This window comes from Verrucosispora sp. TAA-831 (genome assembly GCF_050780145.1).
Classification (GTDB): Bacteria; Actinomycetota; Actinomycetes; order Mycobacteriales; family Micromonosporaceae; genus Micromonospora.
Genome location: NZ_CP192240.1, coordinates 1448947 through 1473810, shown reverse-complemented (window position 1 = coordinate 1473810; position 24864 = coordinate 1448947). Strand labels below are relative to the sequence as shown.

Here is a 24864-nt window from a genome sequence, read left to right as displayed (position 1 = left end):
CGCGCCTAGCGTCGGCTCCGGAGGTTCGTTCGTATGCCTGCATCGACACGACACCACAGCAAGCTCGCGGCGATCGTGCACTGCGTCGGTCTACTCACGGCGCTGCCGGTCCTGCCGGTGGCGACCGCCCCGGACGCTCCGGCGCCCGGACGGCCGTACGCGGCAGCCGCCACGCCCGAGCCCACCATGCCGTCGGCCCCGCCGGCGGTGCCCACACCGACCCGGGTCGCCTCACCGGCGGCCAAACCCGAGGTCAGCGTGGCGGTGAGACCGCAGAACACCGCCGCGCCCGGGTACCGCATCGAGGTCCGCAACCGGGGCGACTCGCCGGTCTCCACGACGGTACGCCAGGAGCTGCCGCAGGGCGCCACGGCGACGACGATCAGCGGCGGCGGCCGGGAGGTACGCCCCGACGGGTCGGCGGCGACCGAGGTGACCTGGCGTCTGAGCCTGCCGCCGCACAGCACCCGGACACTGGACACCACGCTGGCCACCACCTCCACGCAAGCCCCGCTGACCACGCCCGCCTGCGCCTTCGGCAGCGACGACCAGCAGCCGTACGACTGCGCGTCGGCCACCTGGACGTCGCCGGACGCACCGGCGGCCGGCGCGACGGAGTCGGGCTGGCGGCATCAGGCCCCTGCGCTGCTGGCCGGCGCGGTCGCGGTGCTGGTGCTCGGCGTCATCGGCTTCATCACCTGGCGTCGGCGTGAGCGGCCGGTCGCCGCCGCGCTGGCGTCGGACGGACCGGGGACGGTCTATCCGCGCCCGGCCACCCCACGGCCCCCGACCCGTCGCCGTACGCCACCGGTCTGGCTGGTGGTGCCGGTGGCCGCCACGGTGCTCATCGTCACGATCGGCGTGGCGGCGTGGACCGCCACCCGGCGGGTCGCCGCGATCGACACCGACAGCCAGCCGACCAGCGGCGCTTGGAAGGGCACCGGGATCAGTGGTGGGCTGGGCGTGCCGCTGCGCGAGGACGCGTTCGAGTTCACCGTCTACCGGATGGCCTGTGAGCCGGGCCGGGGCGCCCGCCAGTGCCAGGCGACCGTGGGGGTGCGCAACCTCACGCCGGAACACCAGAGCTGGCACGGCAAGTTGCAGCGGGCGTACCTGGCGGACGGCAACTGGGTCACCACCGACGAGCAGGCCACCCGGCGGGCCAACCGGGGGCGGGACGTCTTCGCCGAGCCGGTGGCGGCGGGCAGCCGGACGGTGCTGCCGCTGGTCTTCACGGTCGACGACGCGAAGGCGTTGCGACACCTGGAGCTGCGTAGCGGCGTCTTCTCCGCCGGCGTACGGGTGGACGTGCCCTGACCGGCGCGCGGGCGGCGGTCGTACCCTGGGACGATGACCGCCGCCCTCGCTCCCGTCGTGCTCGACGCGGCCGACTGGCAGGCCCGTCGCCGCGCCCACGAGGAACGGGTGGACGGCTGGCTGACCGGGCACCTGGAGCGACGCCGTCGGGGTGAGAAGCATCCGGTGGAGGACTTCCTCTTCACCTACTACTCGTGTCGACCGGCGCAGTTGCGCCGGTGGCAGCCGGGCGCGGGGGTGCTGTTGCGCGGGGCGGACCCGGCCGACTTCGGCCCGGACCACCGGGAGGTCGACGGCGCGCTCACCCTCGATGTCCAGGCCGTCCTGGCGCGTCGTGCCGAGTCGGTGCGCTGGATCGCCGCCCTGCTGACAGCGACCGCGGGACGCCCCGCCCACCTGGGTTGTTTCGGGATGCACGAGTGGGCGATGGTCTACCGGCAGACCCAGGAGGAGGTCCGGCACCGCGCCTGGCCGCTGCGGCTGAGCCCGGAACGCACCGCCGAGGTCGTCGAGGAGCGGGGTGTACGGTGCAGCCACTTCGACGCGTACCGGTTCTTCACCGCGCCGGCCCGTCCGCTCAACGTGCTCCGGCCGACCCGCGACACGCAGCACGAGCACGAGCAGCCGGGCTGCCTGCACGCCAACATGGACCTCTACAAGTGGGCGTACAAGCTCTCCCCGCTCGTGCCGTCGGAACTGGTCGCCGACGCGTTCGCGCTGGCCCGGGACATCCGCACGCTGGACATGCGGGCCTCGCCGTACGATCTGGCGGCGCTCGGCTACCCGCCGGTGCGGGTGGAGACGCCGGAGGGGCGGGCCGCGTACGCCGGGGCGCAGCGGGAGTTCGCCGAGCGGGCCGGGGTTCTCCGCGACCGGCTGCTGGCGGCGATCCCTGCCTGACGCTCCACTACGGACAGTCATCTCGCGGCCGGAAGCACCGTGCCACCCGCTCGCCGTCAACTCGTCCCGTGATGCGCGGGCCGCGTCACTCGCCGTCCACCCGGCGGTCGCGTTTGCGCTGCGAGCGGCGCTTCTTCTCGGCGAGCCGACGCTCCTTGGCGGCCCGCGACGGGCGGGTCGGCCGGCGCGGCGGGGGCGGCGGCGCGACCGCCTCGCGCAGCAGTGCGGCGAGCCGCTCCCGGGCCGCCTCGCGGTTGGCGAGCTGCGCCCGGTGCTCGCTGGCGGCGACGGTCAGCACGCCGTCGACCAGCCGGCCGGCGAGCCGCTCCAGTGCCCGCGCCCGCAACGACTCCGGCAGGCTGGGCGACCCGGCCAGGTCGAAACTCAGCTCGACCCGCGAGTCGGTGGTGTTGACCCCCTGACCGCCGGGCCCGGACGACCGGGAGAACCGCTCCCGCAGCTCGGCTGCGGGGACACTCCACCGGTCGGTCACCCGCAGTCCGTCGTCCACGCACCGAGGCTAACGCGTCGGGCGTCACTTCGGAGCGCTGCTCGGATTCGGCTCCGGCCGGTTCGACTCGTCGCCGCCGACCGCCGCGTACGCGACCGCACCGACCAGCAGCAGGGCGATCACGCCGACCTTCGTGGTGACCACCTTGATCAGCAGCCAGGCGGCGCGACGCGCGCCGGGCACGGTCTTCTTCGCCGCCTGGTAGTCGTTCCAGCCGCGCCGGGCCCGCGCGTACGACGACCCGACACCACTTCCGATGATGAGGCCCACCAGCAGGAGGACCGCGATGAGAGGACGCTCCACCCACGCCAGTATCCATACTCAGCGTAATATTTCCATTCTCCGATCACCGACCGCCAGAAATCCGACAGACCACGCATCCATTCGTAATTGGACAGTAGCCCTGAGTGACATCAGCCGCCCTTGCCGATGATCGTGTCGGCGGTCTGCTGCACCTGCTCGATCGGGATGGCGAACCCGATGCCGATCGAGCCGTTGCCGTCGATGGTGGCGATCGCGGTGTTCACCCCGACCACCTCACCCCGGGCGTTGACCAACGGGCCCCCGGAGTTGCCCGGGTTGATCGAGGCGTCGGTCTGCACCGCCCGGTGCCGGTTGTCGCCGAGCCGCACCTGGCGGTCCAGCGCGCTGACGATCCCCGCGGTGACCGTGCCCGGCAACCCCAGCGGCGAACCGACCGCCAGCACCGGCTCGCCCACCCGGGTCGATCCCGGCTTGGCCAACGGCAACGCCGTCAGCCCGGCGGACGACGGCACCCGGAGCACGGCGAGATCACTGCCCGGTTCCCGCCCCACCACCTCCGCCGCGAGCCGACGGCCGTCCGGCAGCTCGACGGTCACCTCGCCGCGCCCCTTGGCCAGGATGTGGTCGTTGGTGATGATGTGCTGCTCGGAGTCGACGGCGAACCCGGAGCCGGTCGCCGAGGCGCCGCCGGAGCCGCCCACCAGCACCGACACGACGCCGGGCACGGTCTTCTCGGCCGCGGTGACCAGCTCGGCCGGCACCGGCGCGGCGGAGGCCGCAGCCGGACCCGACACACCGTCACGACCGGCCACCCAGCCACCGGCCAACGCCCCCGACCCGGTGGACAGCGTGACCACCGCCAGCCCCGCCAGCAGCCGACGGCGCCAACTCCACTCCGCCCCGCCCCCACTCGGCCCGTCCGGCCCACCCCGCCCGTCCGGGCCGAGGTCCGGCGAGACGAACCACGGTCCGCGTGGCTCACCGAGTCCGGTCTGCACTGCCATTCGTACGCTCCTCACGTGTGGCGGCCGGGGTCGGTCCGGTCGGGTCGCCGGGTCGGGTCAGGGCAGGCGGGAGAACCACCGCATCGAGCCGTACGCCGCACCCATCGCGAACACCAGTCCGAGCCCGATGAACCGGGACGAGACGTCCTGCCGTACCTTGCGCCAGCCCACCGAGCTGCCGATGTCGTCGTAGACGGCCCGTAGCTCGTCGCTCGTCGCGGCCTCGTGGAAGACGCCCCCGGTCTGCTCGGCGACGGCCTGCAACGTCTCCCCGTCCACCGGCACCTGGATCGGTCGGCCGCCCCGGTCCACGAAGCCGCTCAGCGTGCCGAACGAGATCGTGTGCACCGGCACCTCGACCGCGACGGCGTCGGCGGCGGCCTCCATCGGGTCCATGCCCGAGGTGTTCGCGCCGTCGGAGAGCAGGATGATCCGGGCCGGTGGCGGCTGGGTGGCGGCGGCCTCGTCCAACGCCTTCACCGCCCCCAGCGAGGTGCTGATCGCCTCGCCGATCGCGGTGCCCTGCACGCCGGTCACCCCTTCGGCGAGACGCTCGATGCCGTCGTGCAGGGACTCTCGGTCGGTGCTCGGCGGCACCAGCACCGCCGCGCTGCCGGCGAAGGCCACCAACCCGACGTTGAACTCGTCCGGCAGGCCGTCGACGAACCGGCGGGCGGCGCTCTTGGCCGCGGTGAGCCGGTCCGGTTCCACGTCACCGGCGAGCATCGAGGTGGACACGTCCACCGCCACCATCACGGTGGCCCGCTCCCGGGGCACCCGCACCTCGGCCGTGGGGCGGGCGAAACCCACCACCAGCAGGGCCAGCATGGCCAGGAAGAGGCCCGCCGGCAGGTGCCGACGCCAGGTCGGGCGCTTCGGCGCGACCCGGTCGAGCAGCCGCAGGTTCGTGAAGCGGACCGCGTACCGGCTGCGTCGCCGTTGCGCCACCAGGTAGGCGAGCGCCAGGGCCAGCACGCCGAGCAGGAGCCAGAGCCGGAGCGGTGACTGCCAGATCATGCCGCACCTCGCCGGTTCGGTCCGGCACCGGCGGCGGCCAGCCGACGTTGCGCGTGGACGTGCCGCACGATGTCGGCCGCCCAGTCCCGGTCGGTGCGCAGGCTCAGGTGGGTCGCACCGGATCGGCGTACCGCGTCGCGGACCTGCTCGCGCTGGGCGGCGGCGGCGGTCGCGTACCGCTCGCGCAGCCGTCGGTCGCCGGTCCACACCTCGCGCCGCTCGCCGGTCTCCGGGTCGGCCAGGGTGATCAGGCCGACGTCCGGCAGCTCCAGCTCGCGCGGGTCGGTGATCTCCACCGCCAGCACCTGGTGCCGCACGGCCAGTTGACGCAGCGGGCGTTCCCAGGTGGCCGGCAGCCGGGGATCGTCGGGCAGGCCGTCGAGGAAGTCGGAGACCACCACCACCAGGCCACGCCGGTGGGCCACCCGGTGCACCCCCGCCACCGCGTCGGACAGGTCGGCCGCGCCCGGCGACAGCCCACCCGGCCCGTCGTGGCCGCCCACCCGGGGCTCGGCCAGCAGCCCGCGCAACAGCCCGAGCAGATGGGTACGCCCACCGCGCGGCGGCAGCCGACGCAGCCCGGAGGTGGTGAGCACCTGGGCGCCGAGCCGGTTGCCCGGGCCGGTGGTGAGGAACCCGACGGTGGCGACCGCAGCGACCGCCAGTTCCCGTTTGTCCAGCGCGGCGGTGCCGTACTCCATGCTGGGAGTGGCGTCCACCAGCAGCCAGGTGGTCAGTTCCCGGTCGGCGTCCACCTGCCGGACGTGCGGCACGGTGGTCCGGGCGGTCACCGACCAGTCCATCCGGCGTACCTCGTCCTCGCCGGGCCGGTACTCCCGGCTGCCGGCGGGTTCGCTTCCCGGGCCGGGCAGCAGGCCCCGGTGCTCGCCGTGCAGCATCCCGTCGAGACGGCGGGTGACGGTCAGCTCCAGCCGACGCAGCCGCTGGTCGGGAGTCAGGTCGGCGAGCACCGGATCAGCCGGTACGGGCACCGGCGCGGACCGGCGGGCCATCAGGCGGCGGCCAGGTCGGGGGTGTACTCGGGCTGGCCGGTGGCCGCCACCCGGGGCAGCGGGACCACCTCGATCAGGCGACGTACGACCGCCTCGGCGGTCACCCCGTCGGCGACCGCGTCGAAGGAGAGCACCAGCCGGTGCGAGAGCACGTCGCCCGCGAGTTCCCGGACGTCCTCGGGCAGCACGTACTCCCGGCCGCGCAGGAGCGCCTGGGCCCGCGCGGCGGCGACCAGGCCGAGCGTGGCGCGCGGGCTGGCGCCGTACGCCAGCAGCGGGGCGATCTCCGGCAGCCCGAACCGGATCGGGTCCCGGGTGGCGAGGATGAGCCGGACCACGTACTCGGCGATGGCGTGGTGCACGAAGACCTGCGCCGCCTGCCGCTGGTAGGCGCGCAACCGGTCCGGGTCGAGCACCGGGTGCGCCCGGGGGCGGTCGGCGCTCATCCGGTAGAGGATGGCCAGTTCGTCGGCACCGTCCGGGTAGTCGACCAGGATCTTCATCAGGAAGCGGTCACGCTGCGCCTCCGGGAGCTGGTAGACCCCCTCCGACTCGATCGGGTTCTGGGTGGCCAGCACGAGGAACGGCTCCGGCACCCGGTAGCTGCGTCCGCCGATCGACACCTGGCGCTCGGCCATCGCCTCCAGCAGCGCGGACTGCACCTTGGCCGGGGCCCGGTTGATCTCGTCCGCGAGGACCAGGTTGGCCATGATCGGCCCGAGTTCGACGTCGAAGCTCTCCTTCGACGCCCGGTAGATGCGGGTGCCGACGATGTCCGAGGGGACGAGGTCGGGGGTGAACTGGATCCGGGAGAAGCTGCCGCCGACGACCGTGGCGAGGGTCTGTGCGGCGAGGGTCTTGGCCACTCCCGGGACGCCCTCCAGGAGGCAGTGCCCGTCGGCGACCAGCGCGATGAGCAGGCGCTCGACGAGCCGGTCCTGCCCGACGATCACGCGTTTGACCTCGAAGAGCGTCTGGTCCAGCTCGGCAGCGCTCGCGTCCGGATCGACCGGGGTGGGCAGGCTGGCCATGGTGTCCGAGATGTCCGTCACGGTGCTTGCTTCCCGAACGGCGCCTCGGACAAACGTCGGAATTACCGGACGTAGTAGCACCAGACCAGCCCAGCGCTACCGCTACCACGTGGACCATCCCGGACCACCCGAAAGGGGTCGGTCGGCACACAACGGCACCGGCCCCCACCCGTCCGTTCGGGTGGGGGCCGGTGATCGGGCCACGCTCAGTGGTGCACGATCAGGAAGAACGGCAGGTCGACGGCGACACCGGCGGAGTTGCGCGTCTGGATGAACACCCCGTTCGGGGTGAGCAGCCGGGGTGCCACCGAGACCTCCCCGGCGGGCGGGATGCAGCAGGAGCCCGCTTGGCCGATCGTCGCCACGTAGATGCCCGTGGTGACGCTGCTGCCGAACTGCACCTCGTACTGGCCGACGCCGTACTTGATCACGACCCCGTCGCCGCGGGCCTTGGTGCCGTTGGCGTTGACCGCCGTCGCGTACCCGGAGGCGCTGGCGGCGGCGACCTCGCCCTTGGACAGCAGGGCCCGGGCGCTGTTCATCGAGGCGGTGGTGACCGCCGGCTGCTGCGCGGCGGCACGGGCGGTGGGCTGGTTGCCCGCCACGGTGGGCTTCGCCGCGGCGATACCACCGCCGGCGAGGGCCAGTGCCAGGGCCGCGATCGACACCGCGGCCGCTTTCCGTCGGAAAAATCTGGTCATGACAGGTCTCCCTTGGTGACCGTGGGGATACGCCGACCCGCGACACGCGGGGCGGATGTTGCCTATTTCCAAGTCGGGCCGCAATGGCTTCCGAAGGCCGGACGCGCCATTTTTTTCGATCCCGCAAACGGCTGCACTCGATGACCCACATGCACTCTGAGCTGGGAATATCTCCCCGATCGCAACCACCCGACCAGCAGGAACGTAACACCGGAAAATACTGCCGGTCAATAACCCTTCACCCTTTTCGGCGATGTCGGATCATCGCCACGAAATGTGAGAGACGCATTCACGAATCGGGCGTGAGAATTGTTCGGCGGGTCGCGTACGCACCGGATCTCGACCGACCGCCGATCGGCGGGCGACGGCTACCCTGCCTGCTGTGACGATCACTTTCGGCCGGTCTGCGGCGCTGTCCGGGCGTACCGTGCTCTGCTGGCTCGCCGTCGCCCCCGGGGCCGGATGGGCGGTGGTCCGGCTGGCCGGCCTGGACCGGGGACCGCTGGTGCAGATGCTGGCCTTCACGCCGTACGCGCTGCTCGGCAGCCTGATCCCGCTGGTGCTCGCGGTCGCGCTGCGGCGCCGCTGGCCGGCGGCGGTCGCGGCGGTGACCACGGTGGCGCTGCTCGCGGCGGTCGTCCCCCGCGCGCTGCCCGCGCCGCAGCCGACAGTCGACGGGCCGGAGCTCCGCGTACTCACCGCCAACCTGCTGGCCGGTGCCGCCGACCCACGGGCGGTGGTCGCGCTGGTCCGCGACGCGCGGGTGGACGTGCTGGTGGTGCAGGAGTTCACGCCGCAGGCCCGGACCGAAATGGATCGGCTGGGCCTGACCGACCTGCTCCCCCACCGGCAGCTCAACCCGATGGACGGCACCCCGGGATCCGGGCTCTACGCCCGTCACCCGATCGGCGACGGCGGGGTCCGGCAGCTCCGTGGCGGATGGAGCTTCACGCAGGCGTACGCGACGGTGGCGGTGCCCGGGGCGCCGACCGTCCGCGTCGAGTCGGTCCACCCGGCGGCCCCGTACGCGGTGGACCAGGTGCCCGGCTGGCGCGCTGACCTGGCGGCCCAACCGGCGGCCACCCCGGACGGACCGCTGGGCATCCTCGCCGGTGACTTCAACGCCACCCTCGACCACGGTCCGCTGCGTGCCCTGCTGCGCACCGGGTACGTCGACGCCGCCGCCTCGGTGGGCGCCGGACTCACCGGCACCTGGGGACCGTACGACGGCGACCCCATCCCCCCGGTCGTGATCGACCACGTGCTGGTCGACCGCCGGATCGCGGTACGCGCCGTGGAGGTGCACCCGCTACCCGGCAGCGACCACCGGATGGTCCTCGCCGACCTGCGCCTGCCCTCCGCACCGCACCGGATGTGAGGTAAGGAAGGGACCCCCTTAGTGCTCCAGGCGTTAGTAGGGGTCCCTTCCTTACCTCCGCGCCCGGTGCTATACGCGGGCCCGGTCGAGGCCGTACGTCAGCGCGTCGACCAGGGCGTGCCAGCTCGCCTCGACCACGTTCGGGTGCACGCCGACGGTCATCCAGCCGCCGCCCCGGCCGTCGGCGGTCTCCACCAGCACCCGGGTGACCGCGCCGGTGCCGTGGCTGCCCTCCAGGATGCGGACCTTGTAGTCGGCCAGCTCGAAGTTACGCAACTCCGGGTAGTGCCGCCCGAGGCCGACGCGCAGCGCCTCGTCGAGCGCGTTGACCGGGCCGTTGCCCTCGGCGGTGGCGATCACCCGCTCGCCGCGTACCCGGATCTTGACGGTCGCCTCGGAGACCACCGCGCCGTCCTCGCGGTGCTCGACCAGCACCCGGTACGACTCCAGCGCGAACGGCCGGGCCGGGGCCGCGTCCGGCAGTTCGGAGCGGACCAGCAACTCGAACGAGGCGTCGGCGGCCTCGAAGGACCAGCCACCGGCCTCCAGTTCCTTGACCCGGTTGGTGACCCGGGACAGCGTCTCCGGATGGCCGGCCAGATCCAGCCCCAGCTCACGACTCTTGAGCTCGATGCTGGCCCGGCCGGCCATCTCGGTGACCAGGATCCGCATGTCGTTGCCCACCACCGCGGGTTCGACGTGGTTGTAGAGCAGCGGATCCACCTTGATCGCACTCGCGTGCAGCCCCGCCTTGTGGGCGAAGGCGGCGGCCCCGGCGTACGCCTGGTGGGTGTCGGGGGCGATGTTGGCGATCTCGGCGATGGCGTGGGAGACCCGCACCATCTGCTCCAGGCAGCCCTCCGGTAGGACCGGCAGCCCGAGCTTGAGTTGGAGGTTCGCCGCGACGGCGAAGATGTCGGCGTTGCCCGGCCGCTCGCCGTACCCGTTGGCGGTGCCCTGCACGTGCCGGACGCCCGCCTCGACGGCGGCGATGGTGTTGGCCACCGCGCAGCCGGTGTCGTTCTGCGCGTGCATTCCGAGCACCTCGGGCGCGACACCGATCCGGTCGGTGAGGTCGGAGATGGCCGCGGTGACCCAGGAGGGCAGCATCCCGCCGTTGGTGTCGCAGAGCACGAACCGCTCCGCGCCGGCCGCCAGCGCCGTCTCCACCACCGACGCGGTGTACGCCGGGTCGTGGCGGTAGCCGTCGTAGAAGTGCTCGCCGTCGACGAAGACCCGCCGTCCCTCGGCGACCAGGTGCGTCACCGTGTCGTGGATCATCGCCAGGTTCTCCTTGGCGGTGGTCCGCAGCGCCCGCTCGACGTGCCGCAGGTCGGCCTTGGCGACCAGGGCGATCGCCGGGGTCTGCGCGTCGAGCAGGCCACGCACCTGCGGGTCGTCGGCGGCGACCGCCCCGGCCCGGCGGGTGGCTCCGAAGGCGACCAGCACCGCGTGTTTGAGATCGAGTTCGGTACGCGCCCGGCGGAAGAACTCGGTGTCCTTCGGCACCGCACCCGGCCACCCGCCCTCGATGAAGCCGACGCCGAACTCGTCGAGCAGCCGGGCCACCGCGAGCTTGTCGACCACCGAGTAGCTGACCCCCTCGCGCTGGGCACCGTCGCGCAGGGTCGTGTCGTAGACCTGGAACGTCATGGGGAGGATCCCTTCGTACAGGCACCGGCCGACGCAACAAAAAGACCCCCCGCGGATGCGGGAGGTCTGCGCGCTCGGCAGAGGGAAAGCCGGCGCGCTAGTTGCCAATAATGAGGGCGGTGCTGGTCACGGTGGGTACTCTGCCACTCTCGGACAGCCTGTGGGAGGGACAATCCACATACCGGGACGGGACATCGAGGTGGATTCCCCGCAGCGGGTGTAGAAGACGTCGCGCCGGGTACGTGTCTCCGGGACAGCGAACCCCTTCCTCCGAGGACGACTGGTCACAGTCGGGGCAGGAGAGATCCCATGGACAGGCTCAACCCGGACAGCACGCACGCCACGCCCGACCCGGGGCTGCACGGCACCCAGTCCGACCCGACGCTGCGCGCGGTGTCGAGCGAGGACGTCACCATCCAGGGCGACCAGGGCACGGTGCCCGGCGGTGCCCCCGCCGGCGCCTTCGACCCGTGGACCTACCGGGACGAGGCCGGAGTGGCCGGCGCCAACATGGTCGGCTACAAGGTCGAGGCCACCGACGGGTCGATCGGCAAGATCGACAGCAACAGCGCCGAGATCAACGCGAGCTACCTGGTGGTCGACACCGGGCCGTGGATCTTCGGCAAGAAGGTCATGCTGCCCGCCGGCACCGTCAACCACGTCGACCACGACGAGCAGAAGGTCTACGTCGACCGCGAGAAGGACCAGATCAAGGCCGCTCCCGAGTACGACGAGACGGCCACCGACCCGGCGTACCGGGACAAGCTCGGCGGCTACTACAACGACACGTACGCGGCCACTCCGCCCGGTCCGCTGCGCTGACGACTGCCCCGCGTGGGCGTACGGCCTGACGGCCGGTGGGCATCCGCCCGCCGGCCGTCTACCGTGACAGGGTGGACGCCATCGAGGTCAACCGCAGGATCCCGTTCACCACGACGTTCAACTTCCGGGACGTCGGCGGCTACCGGGGACACGACGGCCGCACCGTACGCACCGGCCGGCTCTACCGCTCCGACTCGCTGCACCGCATCGACGACGGCGACCGGGAGGCCTTCGCGGCGCTCGGTGTCCGCACCGTCATCGACCTGCGTCGACCGCACGAGGTCGAGCGGGACGGCCGGGTCCCCGACTTCGACGGGCTGACCTACCGCAACATCCACCCCGAGCACGCGGAGTGGGCCGGGCTGTACGAGTCCCACACCGACCTGGCCCGCTACCTCGCCGACCGGTACGCCGACCTGGCCCGGACCGGCACGGCCGGGGTGGCCGAGGCGATCGGCCTGATCGCGGACGCCGCCAACAGCCCGGTGGTGGTGCACTGCGTGGCCGGCAAGGACCGCACCGGCATCGTCTGCGGGCTGACCCTCGCCGTGCTCGGCGTCGACGACGAGGAGATCGCGTCGGACTACGCGCTGAGCACCGAGGCATCGCAACGGTTCGGCGAGTGGATCGCCGCCACCCTGCCGGACGCCGCGCCACTGCCGGCACCGTTCCTGTCCTCGCCGGCCGAGGCGATGCTGCTGTTCCTCAGCGAGATCCGGGCGGGTCACGGCTCGGTCGAGGACTACCTGCGGCACGCCGGGGTCACCGACGAACAGCTCGCCGCCCTGCGCACCCACCTGCTCGCCTGAGCGAGCGCACCCCGACGCCGCCGCCGCGCCCGTGGCGCTGCGGTATTCGGATGTAAGAAAGGGTCCCCTGCTATGCCGTAGGCGTTAGCAGGGGACCCTTCCTTGCATCTCAGAGCATCTCAGTGCGCCTCAGAGCACGCGGTGGACCCAACCGGCCGGGTCGACGCCCTTGCCGCGCTGGATGTCGACGAGCTGCTGACGCAGGCCCATGGTCACCGTGCCGGGCTCACCGCCGCCGACGGCGAACTCCCCGTCGGGGAACCGCACCACGCCGATCGGCGTGATCACCGCCGCCGTACCGCAGGCGAAGACCTCGCGCAGTCGACCGCTGGCGGCGTCGGCCCGCCACTCGTCGAAGGTCACCGGACGCTCCTCGACCCGGTGTCCGGCCGCCTCGGCGAGCATGATCACCGACTCCCGGGTGATGCCGGGCAGGATGGTGCCGGTCAGCGGCGGGGTGGCCACCGAGCCGTCGTCGTAGACGAAGAAGACGTTCATGCCGCCGAGTTCGTCGACGTACTTGCGCTCCACCGCGTCCAGGAAGACCACCTGGTCGCAGCCGTGCTCGATGGCCTGCGCCTGGGCGGCCAGCGAGGCGGCGTAGTTGCCGCCGCACTTGGCTGCGCCGGTGCCACCGGGACCGGCCCGGGTGTAGTCGGGCGAGACCCAGACCGTCACCGGCTTGACCCCGCCGGAGAAGTACGCCCCCACCGGCGAGGCGATCACCGAGTAGAGGTACTCGTTGGCTGGCCGGACACCGAGGAAGACCTCGCTGGCGAACATGAACGGCCGCAGGTAGAGGCTGCCGTCCTCGCCCTCCGGAATCCACTCGCGGTCGATCTCGATCAGCCGGTGCAACGAGTCGACGAAGGTCTCCTCGGGCAGCGTCGGCATCGCCATCCGGGTCGCCGAGACGTTGAACCGGGCCGCGTTGGCGTACGGGCGGAACATCGTCACCCCGCCGTCCGCGGCGCGGTACGCCTTCATCCCCTCGAAGATCTCCTGCGCGTAGTGCAGCACGGCGCTGGCCGGATCCATCGGGATCGGTGCCCGCGCCTCGACGCGGGCGTCGTACCAGCCCTTGCCCTCGGCGTAGCGGACAGTGATCATGTGGTCGGTGAACACCCGACCGAATCCGGGGTTGGCCAGCAGCGCGGCCCGATCGGCGGCGGATACCGGCGCGGGATTCGGACGGATCTCGAAGTCGAGCTTGTCACCACCGCTCATTGCGCTGACCTCCCTGGGGGACGACGACATGCGCCGACCGCATGCCGGAAAACTTTTGTGCCAGAAACTTACCCCGAACGGTCGTTCAGCGGGTAGGTCGACCGACGGATAGCAAGCCGACAACCGGTACGGAGCCCACAGAACGCGCTGATCGACGCGGGGCCGGGCCGAGGTCCGGGAATTCGCCCGGCGCGCACCTCGAACGCCTCGTCACCGGGATCACCGGGGACGCAGCGGCAACCTCAGGCGGCTACCTGGGCGGCGATCCGGTCGCCTACCTCGGCCGTACGCGGGGTTACGTCCGGGCCCCGGGCGGCCAGTTCCGCGCTGACCGCGGCGGTGATCCGGGCGGCGGCGTCGGCATGCCCGAGCTGGTCGAGCAGCAGGGCGCCGGAGAGCACGGCGGCGACCGGGTCGGCCACGCCACGGCCGGCGATGTCCGGCGCGGAGCCGTGCACCGGCTCGAACATCGACGGGTACGTCCCGTCCGGGTTGATGCTGCCGCTGGCGGCCAGGCCGATGCCGCCGGTGACCGCGGCGGCGATGTCGGTGAGGATGTCACCGAAGAGGTTGTCGGTGACCACCACGTCGTACCGCTGCGGCTGGGTGACCAGGAACATCGCGGCGGCGTCGACGTGCTGGTACTCGGTGGTGACGTCCGGGTGCTCGGCGGCCACCGCCTCGAAGGTGCGGGCCCACAACGATCCGGCGTGGGTGAGCACGTTGGTCTTGTGCACCAGCGTCACCTTGCGCCGCTCGCGCCGACGGGCGCGGGCGAAGGCGTCCCGGACCACCCGCTCCACCCCGTGCCGCGTGTTCAGGCTCTCCTCGGTGGCGATCTCCGCCGGGGTGCCCCGGTGCAGCGCGCCACCGGCACCGGCGTAGAGACCCTCGGTGCCCTCACGGACGACCACCAGGTCCACCTCGCCGGACTTGACGGTGGCCAGCGGGCTGGCCACGCCCGGCCACAGGCGCGACGGGCGGAGGTTGACGTACTGGTCGAAGGCGAAACGCAGCTTGAGCAACAGGCCCCGCTCCAGCACGCCGGGCGGGACGGTCGGGTCGCCGACCGCGCCGAGCAGGATCGCGTCGTGCTCGGCCAGCTCGGCCAGCACCGAGTCGGGCAGCACCTCGCCGGTGCGGTGGTAACGTGCCGCGCCGAGGTCGTACTCGGTCGCCTCGACGCCGGGCAGCACCGCGTCGATGACCTTGCGGGCCTCCGCGACCACCTCGGGTCCGATCCCGTCCCCGGCCACCACCGCGATCCGTGCCACCGTCAGCTCCTTCGCTCGTATCGGGTCGACCGTACGCTGCCGTCCCGCCTCCCGGTACGACTGTTCCACTTTTCGGGAAATCTCCGATCCTCGGGATATCTCCGACGCACAGCACCTTCCCAGGAGGCATTCATGGGGCGGTCATGTCCGCTGCCTACGGTGATCTCCAACGGGCCACCGGGTCCGGACGGTCGGCGTAACGGCGCGGCGGACGTCGAGGAGGGGGCGGACACGATGTGGACCGACGAGCAGCCAAGGACCCGCTGGATCGACCCGTCGGTCTTCCGCTACCGCCGGCCCGACCTGCGGCTGGGCACCCGCGACCCCAAGCCGGACCGCACCGGCACGGTGGCCGGTGACCGGATCGCCGTCACGCACACCGTCCGCACCTCGACCGCGGAGTACCGCCTGCTGCTGAACGCCCCCGAGTGGCTCGGCCGCCGAGGCGTCGGCGAAGCGCTGCGGGACGCCGTCGCCGAGCTACGCGCCATCGACCTGACCTACAGCCCGCACCGACCGGAGAGCCTGGTGTCCCGGCTGCGTCGGGGCGAGATCAGCGCCGAGTCGTACCCGCCGCTGGCGGAGCTGGTCGACCGGTGCGCCGCCATGCGGGCCGCCACGGACGGCTGGTTCGACGCGTGGGCGGTGCCCGGCGGATTCGACCCGGGCGGCCTGCTCGGCGGATGGGCGGTCGAGCGGGCGGCAGCCCGCCTGCGCGCCGCCGGCATCCACGACTACGCCGTGCTCGCCGGAGCCGACCTGGTGGTACGCGGCAACGCCGCGCACGGCGGGCCGTGGCGGATCGCGGTGCACCACCCGACCGACCGGCGCCGGGCACCGCTGGTGCTGGAGATGACGGCGGGCGCGATCGGCACCTCGGGGGTGACCGGAAGGCAGGGGCACGTGGTGGATCCGCACACCGGCGAGCCGGCCGACGAACTGGTCGCCGCCACGGTGGTCGGCCCGGACCTCTCGGTGGCCGACGCGTACGCCACCGCCCTGTACGCCGCCGGGTCGGCCGGACTCGCCTGGTTCCGCGCCGATTCGGACTACCACGCGTTGTCCGCCACCCGGCGCTGAGCGGCCGGGCAGGCCCCACATCGGCCCGGGGCGGGAGCGTCGAGTGTGGGCGACAGCAGCGATCGGCCTCCACGGCCGCGGCAACGACCGTGGAGGCCGGTCGGCGACGAATGCGCATGGCTCACGCAATCGAGGGGTGCGGGCCGGTCGGCCGGACGTCGACCTCGCCACCCGAAGACGGGCCGCTGCCACGAACTCGGCCGGTAACCGCCCCCGTACGCTATCGAATTGACGTGATTCGCGGCAAGGGCTCCACAGGGGAGCATCTGGAATGGTTCCAGCGGCACGCTGAACGCATTTGCAACCGGGCCGTTTTCGACAAGGTGCACATCGGATGGCACGCTGTCCGCCGTGAGTTTCGATCTGAGCGTGTGGGCCCTGCCGGACGGGGCGACGCCCGAGGACGTACGAGCGGCGGTGCAGCAGTGCCGGAACGGCCGGCACGGCGAACGCCAACCGGACCCACGGGTGGTGGCCTTCTACCGGGCGATCACCGCCAGCTACCCCGACCGGCCGAACGGCCGACCGACGCCCTGGGCGGCGATGCCGCTGCACGCGGCGGCCGACCACGTGGAGATGAACCTGGATCCGGGCTGCCCCGACCAGGTCCTGCTGGACATCGAGCGGCTGGCCGGCGAATACCGGCTGATGCTGTTCGACGCACAGGACGGCTCGGTCTACCCGCCGCCGGCCGTCCGGCTGCCCGGCTGACCGCGCCGCCCGGCCGCGCACCGACACCCGTCGGTCCCTTCGGGTGACGGTGACACGACGAGGGGCCCGGCCGACGGCCGGGCCCCTGTCGGTCGTGTGTGGACTACTCGTCGCGCAGGTCCGCCGCGCTGGCCGCGGTCGCGCCGATCGAGTCGGCGGCCGAGGTGAGCAGCTCGGCACCGAGCGCCTGGTCGACGGTGAGGGTCATCAGCGTCTCGCCGCCCGCCTCCCGACGGGCCACCTGCATCGCGGCGATGTTGATGCCGGCCTCGCCGAGCAGGGTGCCGACGGTGCCGACCACGCCCGGACGGTCGGCGTACCGGAGGAACAGCAGGATGCCCTCCGCACCGATCTCCACGTCGAAGCCGTCCACCTCGGTCAGCTTGATGACGTCCCGGGTGCCGGCGTGGGTCACCGTGCCGGAGACGCTCACCGTACGGCCGTCGGGCAGCGCGCCGCGGACGGTGACCAGGACCGGGTGCTCGACGGTTTCGGTCTGGGTGGTCAGCGACACCTCCACACCGCGCTGGGCGGCCAGGTGCGGCGCGTTGACGTAGGTGACCTGCTCCTCCACCACCGAGCTGAACAGACCCTTGGTGGCGGCGAGCTTGAGCACGGTGACGTCGTGGTCGACGATCTCGCCGCGCACCTCGACGGTGACGCTGGCGGCGATCCCCCCGGCGACCGCGGTGAAGGCCCGGCCGAGCTTCTCGGCCAGTGGCAGCAGCGGGCGTACGTCCTCGGCGACCACGCCGCCGGCCTGCACGTTGACCGCGTCCGGCACGAACTCGCCCTGCAGGGCCAGCTTGACGCTCTTGGCCACGGCCAGACCGGCCTTGTCCTGCGCCTCGGCGGTGGAGGCGCCCAGGTGCGGGGTGGCCACCACGTTGTCGAAGGCGAACAACGGCGAGGAGGTGCACGGCTCCTTCGCGTACACGTCCACCCCGGCGCCCGCGACCCGGCCCTCGGCCAGCGCGTCGGCCAGCGCCTGCTCGTCGACCAGGCCGCCCCGGGCGGCGTTGACGATCCGCACGCCCGGCTTGACGATGGACAGCTCCTTCTCACCGATCAGGCCCACGGTCTCCGGGGTCTTCGGCAGGTGGATGGAGATGAAGTCGCTCTCCCGCAGCAACTCCTCCAGCCCGACCAGACGTACGCCGAGCTGCGCGGCGCGAGCCGGCTGGATGTACGGGTCGTACGCGATCAGGCGGGTGCCGAAGGCGGCGATGCGCTGCGCGAACAGCACGCCGATGCGGCCCAGGCCGACGACGCCGACGGTCTTGCCCTGCATCTCCACGCCGGTGTACTTGGACCGCTTCCACTCCCCCGCCTTGAGCGCGGCGCTGGCGCTGGCGGTGTTCCGGGCGACCGCGAGCAGCAGCGCGACGGCCTGCTCGGCGGCGGAGACGATGTTGGAGGTGGGGGCGTTGACGACCATGACACCCCGCGCGGTGGCGGCGGGCACCTCGACGTTGTCCAGACCCACCCCGGCCCGGGCCACGACCTTGAGTCGCCCAGCGGCGGCGATCGCCTCGGCGTCGATCTGGGTGGCACTGCGGACGATCACGGCGTGGGCCTCGGAGAGCGCCGAGAGCAGGGCCGGGCGGTCGGTGCCGTCGACGTGCCGGACGTCGAAGTCGTGGGCGAGCACCTCGATGGCGGCGGGGGCGAGTTCTTCGGCGATCAGTACGACAGGAGTCATTGGTCCTCGTAGATGTCGTCAGAGCGGTCGGCCGGTGCGGGGACGCTTCGCTGCGCCCGGCGCGGGCGGGGCCATGGCCGTCAGGTGCCGCCTGGAGCACCTACCCGCGATCGTAGGGGGCGGGTAGGCCGGCGTGCCCCGGACTACGGGGTGAGTGCCCTCACAAACCGGACGTGACGTGCGTGTTAACGATCGTTAGCCACCTCGGTGAACAGCACGGCACCCGATCCCGACGTCGGGGAGAACGTCGGGACCGGGTGCCGTCGGTGAGAGTGCTCTCAGGTGGCCGAGATCTCAGGCCGTCTCGGTGATCGGCCGGTCGACCCAGCTCATCATGCCGCGCAGCTTGGCGCCGGTCTCCTCGATCGGGTGCGCCGCGCCCTCCGCCTGCCACTTGCCGAAGTTGGGGCGGCCGGCCTCGTCCTCGGCGACCCACTCGCGGGCGAACTCGCCGTTCTGGATCTCACCGAGGATCTTGCGCATCTCCTCCTTGACCCGGCCGTCGATGACCCGCGGGCCCCGGGACAGGTCGCCGTACTCGGCGGTGTCGGAGACGCTGTACCGCATCCGGGCGATACCGCCCTCGTACATCAGGTCGACGATGAGCTTCAGCTCGTGCAGGCACTCGAAGTAGGCCACCTCGGGGGCGTACCCGGCCTCGGTGAGCACCTCGAAACCGGTCTGCACCAGCGCCGCGGCACCGCCGCAGAGCACCGCCTGCTCACCGAAGAGGTCGGTCTCGGTCTCCTCCTTGAAGGAGGTCTTGATCGCGCCCGCCCGGGTGCCACCGATGCCCTTGGCGTACGACAGGGCCAGCGCGAGCGCGCTGCCGCTGGCGTCCTGCTCGACGGCGACCAGGCAGGGCACGCCCTTGCCGTCGGCGTACTGCCGGCGGACCAGGTGACCGGGGCCCTTCGGGGCGACCATCGCCACGTCCACCTCGGCCGGCGGCGTGATCAGGCCGTACCGGATGTTGAAGCCGTGCCCGAAGAACAGCGCCTTGCCGGCGCTGAGGTTCGGCGCGATCGACTCGGCGTAGATGTGCCGCTGCGCGGTGTCCGGCGCCAGCACCATGATCACGTCGGCCTCGGCAGCCGCCTCGGCCGGGGTGAGGACCCGCAGGCCCTGCTCCTCCGCCTTGGCCCGGCTCTTCGAGCCCTCCTTCAGACCGACCACCACGTCGACACCCGAGTCGCGCAGCGACAACGCGTGGGCGTGGCCCTGGCTGCCGTACCCGATCACGGCGACCTTCTTCGACTGGATCAGGCCCAGGTCGGCGTCGTCGTCGTAGTACACCTCAACGCTCATGACTTCCCTTTCGTACGGCGGCCGCAGTGGCCCGTCGTGGCTTCGTGGTTGCCGCGGCCGGAGGAGCCGGGCCGGCGGTTAGGTTCGGAGGGCCCGCGCGACGGGCCGACGGTCTCGGGTCAGGCGGCCCGCAGCGCGGGGCCGGCGGTGATGGCGCGCGAGCCGCGGCCGATCGCCACCAGACCCGACTGCACCATCTCCTTGATCCCGAAGGGTTCGAGGTCGCGCAGCAGCGCGTCGAGTTTGTCCGGCGTGCCGGTGGCCTCGACGGTGAGCGTGTCGGAGGCCACGTCGACCACCCGGGCCCGGAACAGGTTGACCGTCTCCAGGACCTGGGCGCGGGCGCTGCGGTCGGCGCGCACCTTCACCAGCAGCAGCTCGCGCGCCACCGACGTCGACGGGTCCAACTCGACGATCTTGAGCACGTTGACCAGCTTGTTGAGCTGCTTGGTGACCTGCTCCAGCGGGGACGACTCGGCGTTGACCACGATGGTGATCCGGGAGACGTCCGGGTTCTCGGTCTCACCGACGGCGAGACTGTCGATGTTGAACCCCCGCCGGGAGAACAGCCCGGAGACCCGGGCGAGCACGCCCGGCTTGTTCTCCACCAACACGGAGAGCGTGTGCATGGTCATGCCACGACCTCGCTGCGCTCGATGATTCGTTGGCTTCGCTCACTCATCAGATGTCATCCTCGTCGAAGGTCGGGCGGACGCCACGGGCGAACATGATCTCGTCGTTGCTGGTGCCGGCAGGGACCATCGGCCACACCATGGCGTCCTTGCCGACCACGAAGTCGATCACCACGGGCGCGTCGTTGATGGCCATCGCGGCCTCGATGGTCTTGTCGACGTCCTCGGCGTTCTCGCAGCGCAGCCCGATGCAGCCGAGCGCCTCGGCGAGCTTGACGAAGTCCGGGATGCGGTGCTTGTGGGTGCCGAGGTCGGTGTTGGAGTAGCGCTCGCCGTAGAACAGCGTCTGCCACTGGCGGACCATGCCGAGGTTGCCGTTGTTGATCACGGCGATCTTGACCGGGATGCCCTCCAGGGCGCAGGTGGCCAACTCCTGGTTGGTCATCTGGAAGCAGCCGTCGCCGTCGATCGCCCAGACCACCGTGTCCGGCATGCCGACCTTGGCTCCCATCGCCGCCGGCACCGCGTACCCCATGGTGCCGAGGCCGCCGGAGTTCAGCCAGGTCTGCGGCTTCTCGTACGAGATGAACTGGGATGCCCACATCTGGTGCTGGCCCACCCCGGCGACGTAGATCGCGTCCGGCCCGACGATCTCGCCCAGCCGCTTGATCACGTACTGCGGGGAGAGGGTGCCGTCGCCGGGCTCCTCGTAGCCCAGCGGGTACCGCTCACGCAGGTCGTCGAGCTGCGCCCACCAGTCGGTGATGTCGGTGCCACGGCCCGCCGCGCGCTCGGCGTTGACCGCCGCCAGCAGCTCGTCGATGACGTGCCGGGCGTCGCCGACGATCGGCACGTCCGCGTGCCGGTTCTTGCCGATCTCGGCCGGGTCGATGTCGGCGTGCACGACGGCGGCGTCCGGGGCGAACGAGTCCAGCTTGCCGGTGACCCGGTCGTCGAACCGGGCGCCCAGCGCCACGATCAGGTCGGCCTTCTGCAGGCCGTAGACCGCGGCGACGGTGCCGTGCATGCCGGGCATGCCGAGGTGCTGCCGGTGCGAGTCGGGGAAGGCGCCCAGCGCCATCAGCGTGGTGATCACCGGGATGCCGGTCAGCTCGGCCAGCTTGCGCAACCCCTCGGTGGCGCCGGCCTTGAGCACACCGCCGCCGACGTAGAGCACCGGGCGGCGGGCGTTGCTCATCAGCCGGGCCGCCTCCCGGATCTGCTTGCCGTGCGGGTGCAGGGTGGGCCGGTAGCCGGGCAGGTCCAGGGTGGGCGGCCAGGCGAAGGTGGTCGGCGCCTGGAGCACGTCCTTGGGGATGTCCACCAGCACCGGGCCGGGACGTCCGGTCGAGGCCAGGTGGAACGCCTCGGCCAGCACCCGGGGGATCTCGGTGGCGTTCTGCACCAGGAAGTTGTGCTTGGTCACCGGCAGCGTGATGCCCTGGATGTCCGCCTCCTGGAAGGCGTCCGTACCGATCGAGGGCCGCGCCACCTGACCGGTGATCGCCACCAGCGGCACCGAGTCCATGTACGCGTCGGCGATCGGGGTGACCAGGTTCGTCGCGCCCGGCCCGGAGGTGGCGATGCACACCCCGACCCGGCCGGTGGCCTGTGCGTAACCGGTCGCCGCGTGCCCGGCCCCCTGCTCGTGCCGGACCAGGATGTGCCGGACGGTCGAGTCGTAGAGCGGGTCGTACGCCGGAAGGATCGCGCCACCCGGGATGCCGAAGACGACGTCGACGCCGAGCGCCTCAAGGGAACGCACCAGCGAACCGGCACCCGAGACCTGGGCCTGGGCCTGGGTGGGGCGTACCGCCGGAGTGGGGGTGGCGGCGCGGGCGGCGTCGGTGGTCTCGGCGGCGCTACGGGCCCGCCGGGCGGAATGGGCGAGGGTCTCTGGCGTGGGTCTCGTCATGGCGGTTTGCCTTCGGCTGGAGTGGGTGGGGCTGCTCACGGGTGGACGCGGCGATCCGGCGGCGTCCGATGGGTTCGACGGCAAGAAAAAAGCCCACGTGCCAGATGCACGGGGCCAGCGCACTCTCGGTCAGGAGAGTGCGCTCAGGTAAGTACTCGCAGCGACCGGTTCGACGACATGGGCCAAGCCTGACGCATCTCACGCGATGAGTCAACTGATCCCACATATTGGTTCACGGATCTCGGCGCGTCCTGTCCGGCACGCCGCTCGCACCCGGCCCGACGTGCTCGGACGCTCCCTCGGGTGCGCGCGGAAGGGGTGCCGGGAAGGGGCGCGCGGGCGTCCCGTCCACCGGTACCGGACGGGCCGGACGGGCACCCGGCGACGTCGCCGCCTCCAGCATCGCCTCCAGGTGCTCGGCCGGTACGCCCCAGCCGAACAGCGCGCCCTGACCGAACCGGCAGCCGGCGGCGACCACCGCGGCCAGTTCCGTGGGGTTGGTCACGCCCTCGGCGATGACCTCCAGCCCGAGCTGGTGGCCCAACCGCATCACGATGTCGACCATCGGCGCGAAGGCCGGGCCGTCGCGCCCCACCGGCCGGACCGGCTCGTGCTCGGCGACCAGGCTGTGGTCGATCTTGAGGATGTCGATCGGGAGGCGACGCAACTGCCCCAGGGAGGAGTAGCCGGCGCCGAAGTCGTCCAGCGCGATCCGCACGCCGGTCAGGCGCAGCGCGGTCAGCCGTCGGATCAGCTCGTCCAGGTCGGTGGCGACCGCGTGTTCGGTGACCTCCAGCACCAGCCGCTGCGGCGGTACGCGGTGCGCGCGCAGCGCCTCGGTGACCTGCCCCACGTACTCGGCGGCGTGCAGCTCGCGCGGCGACACGTTGACCGACACCCAGACGTCGTGCCCCTCGGCCAGCCAGCGGGACAACTGGTAGCACGCCTGGTGCAGCACCCACGCGCCGAGCTTGGCGATCATCCCGCACTCCTCGGCGAGCGGGATGAACTCGTCCGGCCGGACGTTGCCCAGCTCCGGGTGCCGCCAGCGCAGCAGCGCCTCGGCACCGACCGGACGCACCGACGGCAACGAGGCCACCGGCTGGAAGACCAGTCGCAGCTCGTCGCGCTCGATCGCGCCGCGCAGCTCGTGCTCCAGCGTCCTCCGGCGACGCAGCAACCGGTCGTACGCGCCGTCGTAGCGCTCGATGCGGTTCTTGCCGCGCTGCTTGGCGTAGCGCAGGGCCGCGTCCGCGTGCCGCAGCAGCAGCTCGACGTCGGGTTCCTCGGCCCAGCCGGCCAGACCGATGCTGACCGAGAGGAAGACCGGCCCCTCGGACTGCTCGTAGGCGCCGCCGAGCACCCTGAGCAGCCGTTCGGCCACCACTCCCGCCTCGGCCGGGCCGCCGTGCACGAGCACCGCGAACTCGTCCCCGCCGAGCCGGGCGGCGAGGTCACCGGGGCGCAGGTTGCCGCGCAGCCGCCGGCCCACCTCGGCCAGGACCGCGTCACCGACGTCGTGACCGCGCATGTCGTTGACGTTCTTGAAGCCGTCCAGGTCGAGCCCGAGCAGGACGCAGGGCACCCGGGCCTCGGCGGACCGGTGCAGCGCCTGCGACAGGCCCCGCCGGTTGGCCAGCCCGGTGAGCGCGTCGGTGTGCGCGAGCTGGCGGAAGTGCGCCTCCCGCTCGGCGAGCCGCCGGGCGTAGGCCCGCACGTCGTGCAGGGTGAGGTACTGCCGGGCGACCAGGGCGAAGCCCTCGATGCTGCCGGCGACGATGGCCGAGCCGTCGAACCGGCCGTCCTGTAGGAGGTGGTACATCGCCGAGGCGGCCATCGCGACCATCGGCACCACGGCGTACTCGCTGTCGCGGCGGATCACGTCGACGGCGACCTGGTCGGGCGGGTCGATCCGACGTACCGCCAGGGCGGCGGCGAGCAGACCCAGGGCGAGCACCGCCGCACCGGTGAAGGTCACGCCCGGCCCGCCCTGGCAGAGCCCGGCCGCGATGGCCAGCCCGCCACCGGTGGCCACGGTGATCCCGCCGCCGAGCACCGCGAGGTGACTTCGGGGCGGCGGGGCGCGGAAGACCATGATCGCGGCCAACCCGGTGCTCAACGCCGCGCTGGCCGACGCGACCAGGATCGCCGGGCAGGACGTCGGGGTGGCCGCGCCGAGTAGTCGGGTCGGCTCGGAGAGCAGCACCCATCCCACGAACCAGAGCGCGGCGCCGACGATCACCCCGTCCAGGGCTAGCCGGGCGGCGGAACTCAGCGAGCCGGCGACCCCCGGCATCCGGAGCAGACCGGCGCCGAAGAGCAGACTGCTCGCCGCCGTGCCGAACGCGACCAGCGTGGCCCAGCCGGTGCGCTCCGCCTGCTCGTGTGCCCAGTGCCCGCCCACGGTGAGGGCCTCGGTCACCCCGAGCAGCAGGGTCAGCAGTGCGATCACGCCGCCCGCGGCCAGCAACGCGTACGCCGGACGGTGCGGGGCGGAGCGGCGGCGTACCGCCAGGGCGAACAGCACACCGGCCGTGAGGGCGACCAGCGCGCTCGACACCGCGACACCGATCATGGCCGGGGGTGTGTGCACCT

General features: G+C 72.3%; 22 protein-coding genes. 7 read left to right on the top strand and 15 right to left on the bottom strand.

The window, feature by feature from the left end:
* Positions 1 to 33 precede the first annotated feature (33 nt).
* Positions 34 to 1317, top strand: a complete 1284-nt coding sequence (locus ACQVFL_RS06735; protein WP_396691769.1) for a hypothetical protein — start codon at positions 34 to 36, stop codon at positions 1315 to 1317.
* A gap of 33 nt (positions 1318 to 1350) precedes the next feature.
* Positions 1351 to 2217, top strand: coding sequence for a 3-methyladenine DNA glycosylase (locus ACQVFL_RS06730; RefSeq protein ID WP_431728966.1), 867 nt, complete (start codon positions 1351 to 1353; stop codon positions 2215 to 2217).
* 85 nt (positions 2218 to 2302) lie between these two features.
* Here ACQVFL_RS06730 and arfB read toward each other — a convergent pair whose 3' ends face one another.
* The 7 genes from arfB to ACQVFL_RS06695 form a co-directional block, all read right to left on the bottom strand.
* Positions 2303 to 2728 carry an alternative ribosome rescue aminoacyl-tRNA hydrolase ArfB gene (gene arfB / locus ACQVFL_RS06725; RefSeq protein ID WP_396691771.1) on the bottom strand — a complete coding sequence of 142 codons (426 nt, stop codon included), beginning with the start codon at positions 2726 to 2728 and terminating at the stop codon, positions 2303 to 2305.
* A 24-nt stretch (positions 2729 to 2752) separates the two neighbouring features.
* Positions 2753 to 3031, bottom strand: a complete 279-nt coding sequence (locus ACQVFL_RS06720) for a hypothetical protein (RefSeq protein ID WP_396691772.1) — start codon at positions 3029 to 3031, stop codon at positions 2753 to 2755.
* Between the two features lie 110 nt (positions 3032 to 3141).
* Complete coding sequence (locus tag ACQVFL_RS06715; protein WP_431728965.1) at positions 3142 to 3996, bottom strand: S1C family serine protease; 855 nt, start codon at positions 3994 to 3996, stop codon at positions 3142 to 3144.
* A gap of 57 nt (positions 3997 to 4053) precedes the next feature.
* Positions 4054 to 5013 carry a VWA domain-containing protein gene (locus ACQVFL_RS06710; RefSeq protein ID WP_396691774.1) on the bottom strand — a complete coding sequence of 320 codons (960 nt, stop codon included), beginning with the start codon at positions 5011 to 5013 and terminating at the stop codon, positions 4054 to 4056.
* A complete protein-coding gene (locus ACQVFL_RS06705; RefSeq protein ID WP_396691775.1) occupies positions 5010 to 6026 on the bottom strand; it encodes a DUF58 domain-containing protein in 1017 nt (338 codons plus the stop codon). The genes ACQVFL_RS06710 and ACQVFL_RS06705 overlap by 4 nt, the downstream gene beginning before the upstream one ends.
* Positions 6026 to 7078 (bottom strand): AAA family ATPase, encoded by a 1053-nt coding sequence (locus ACQVFL_RS06700; protein WP_396691776.1) that lies wholly within the window; start codon positions 7076 to 7078, stop codon positions 6026 to 6028. Before ACQVFL_RS06700 ends, ACQVFL_RS06705 begins: the two co-directional genes overlap by 1 nt.
* Before the next feature lie 185 nt (positions 7079 to 7263).
* Entirely contained in the window at positions 7264 to 7758 is a 495-nt protein-coding gene (locus ACQVFL_RS06695; RefSeq protein WP_431728964.1) for a hypothetical protein, read from the bottom strand.
* Between the two features lie 382 nt (positions 7759 to 8140).
* Here ACQVFL_RS06695 and ACQVFL_RS06690 point away from each other — a divergent pair, with 382 nt between their 5' ends.
* The gene (locus ACQVFL_RS06690) at positions 8141 to 9136 is read left to right on the top strand and encodes an endonuclease/exonuclease/phosphatase family protein (protein WP_431728963.1); all 996 of its coding nucleotides are present in this window, start codon (positions 8141 to 8143) and stop codon (positions 9134 to 9136) included.
* Positions 9137 to 9205: 69 nt separating this feature from the next.
* On the opposite strand, the gene cimA is transcribed toward ACQVFL_RS06690, so the two are convergent.
* Positions 9206 to 10789, bottom strand: a complete 1584-nt coding sequence (gene cimA, locus ACQVFL_RS06685; protein WP_431728962.1) for a citramalate synthase — start codon at positions 10787 to 10789, stop codon at positions 9206 to 9208.
* A 309-nt stretch (positions 10790 to 11098) separates the two neighbouring features.
* On the opposite strand from cimA, the gene ACQVFL_RS06680 reads away from it, so the two are divergent.
* Positions 11099 to 11611 (top strand): PRC-barrel domain containing protein, encoded by a 513-nt coding sequence (locus ACQVFL_RS06680; RefSeq protein ID WP_431728961.1) that lies wholly within the window; start codon positions 11099 to 11101, stop codon positions 11609 to 11611.
* Between the two features lie 41 nt (positions 11612 to 11652).
* Positions 11653 to 12420, top strand: a complete 768-nt coding sequence (locus ACQVFL_RS06675) for a tyrosine-protein phosphatase (protein ID WP_396691908.1) — start codon at positions 11653 to 11655, stop codon at positions 12418 to 12420.
* Between the two features lie 129 nt (positions 12421 to 12549).
* Here the strand turns inward: ACQVFL_RS06675 and ACQVFL_RS06670 are convergent, their stop codons facing one another.
* Both ACQVFL_RS06670 and ACQVFL_RS06665 read right to left on the bottom strand, forming a co-directional pair.
* Positions 12550 to 13647 (bottom strand): branched-chain amino acid aminotransferase, encoded by a 1098-nt coding sequence (locus ACQVFL_RS06670; RefSeq protein ID WP_396691781.1) that lies wholly within the window; start codon positions 13645 to 13647, stop codon positions 12550 to 12552.
* Positions 13648 to 13889: 242 nt separating this feature from the next.
* Positions 13890 to 14921 (bottom strand): 3-isopropylmalate dehydrogenase, encoded by a 1032-nt coding sequence (locus ACQVFL_RS06665; protein ID WP_431728960.1) that lies wholly within the window; start codon positions 14919 to 14921, stop codon positions 13890 to 13892.
* Between the two features lie 234 nt (positions 14922 to 15155).
* Here ACQVFL_RS06665 and ACQVFL_RS06660 point away from each other — a divergent pair, with 234 nt between their 5' ends.
* Entirely contained in the window at positions 15156 to 16001 is an 846-nt protein-coding gene (locus ACQVFL_RS06660; RefSeq protein WP_396691909.1) for an FAD:protein FMN transferase, read from the top strand.
* 351 nt (positions 16002 to 16352) lie between these two features.
* Positions 16353 to 16712, top strand: a complete 360-nt coding sequence (locus ACQVFL_RS06655) for a hypothetical protein (RefSeq protein WP_396691783.1) — start codon at positions 16353 to 16355, stop codon at positions 16710 to 16712.
* 103 nt (positions 16713 to 16815) lie between these two features.
* Here the strand turns inward: ACQVFL_RS06655 and serA are convergent, their stop codons facing one another.
* From serA to ACQVFL_RS06630, 5 genes are all read right to left on the bottom strand, one after another.
* Complete coding sequence (gene serA / locus ACQVFL_RS06650) at positions 16816 to 18414, bottom strand: phosphoglycerate dehydrogenase (RefSeq protein WP_396691784.1); 1599 nt, start codon at positions 18412 to 18414, stop codon at positions 16816 to 16818.
* Between the two features lie 294 nt (positions 18415 to 18708).
* Entirely contained in the window at positions 18709 to 19722 is a 1014-nt protein-coding gene (gene ilvC, locus ACQVFL_RS06645) for a ketol-acid reductoisomerase (RefSeq protein ID WP_396691785.1), read from the bottom strand.
* A gap of 119 nt (positions 19723 to 19841) precedes the next feature.
* Positions 19842 to 20357: an acetolactate synthase small subunit gene (ilvN, locus tag ACQVFL_RS06640; RefSeq protein ID WP_396691786.1), complete on the bottom strand. Its 516-nt coding sequence runs from the start codon at positions 20355 to 20357 to the stop codon at positions 19842 to 19844.
* A gap of 46 nt (positions 20358 to 20403) precedes the next feature.
* Complete coding sequence (locus ACQVFL_RS06635) at positions 20404 to 22269, bottom strand: acetolactate synthase large subunit (RefSeq protein WP_396691787.1); 1866 nt, start codon at positions 22267 to 22269, stop codon at positions 20404 to 20406.
* Positions 22270 to 22501: 232 nt separating this feature from the next.
* Complete coding sequence (locus ACQVFL_RS06630) at positions 22502 to 24862, bottom strand: putative bifunctional diguanylate cyclase/phosphodiesterase (protein WP_396691788.1); 2361 nt, start codon at positions 24860 to 24862, stop codon at positions 22502 to 22504.
* Positions 24863 to 24864 lie beyond the last annotated feature (2 nt).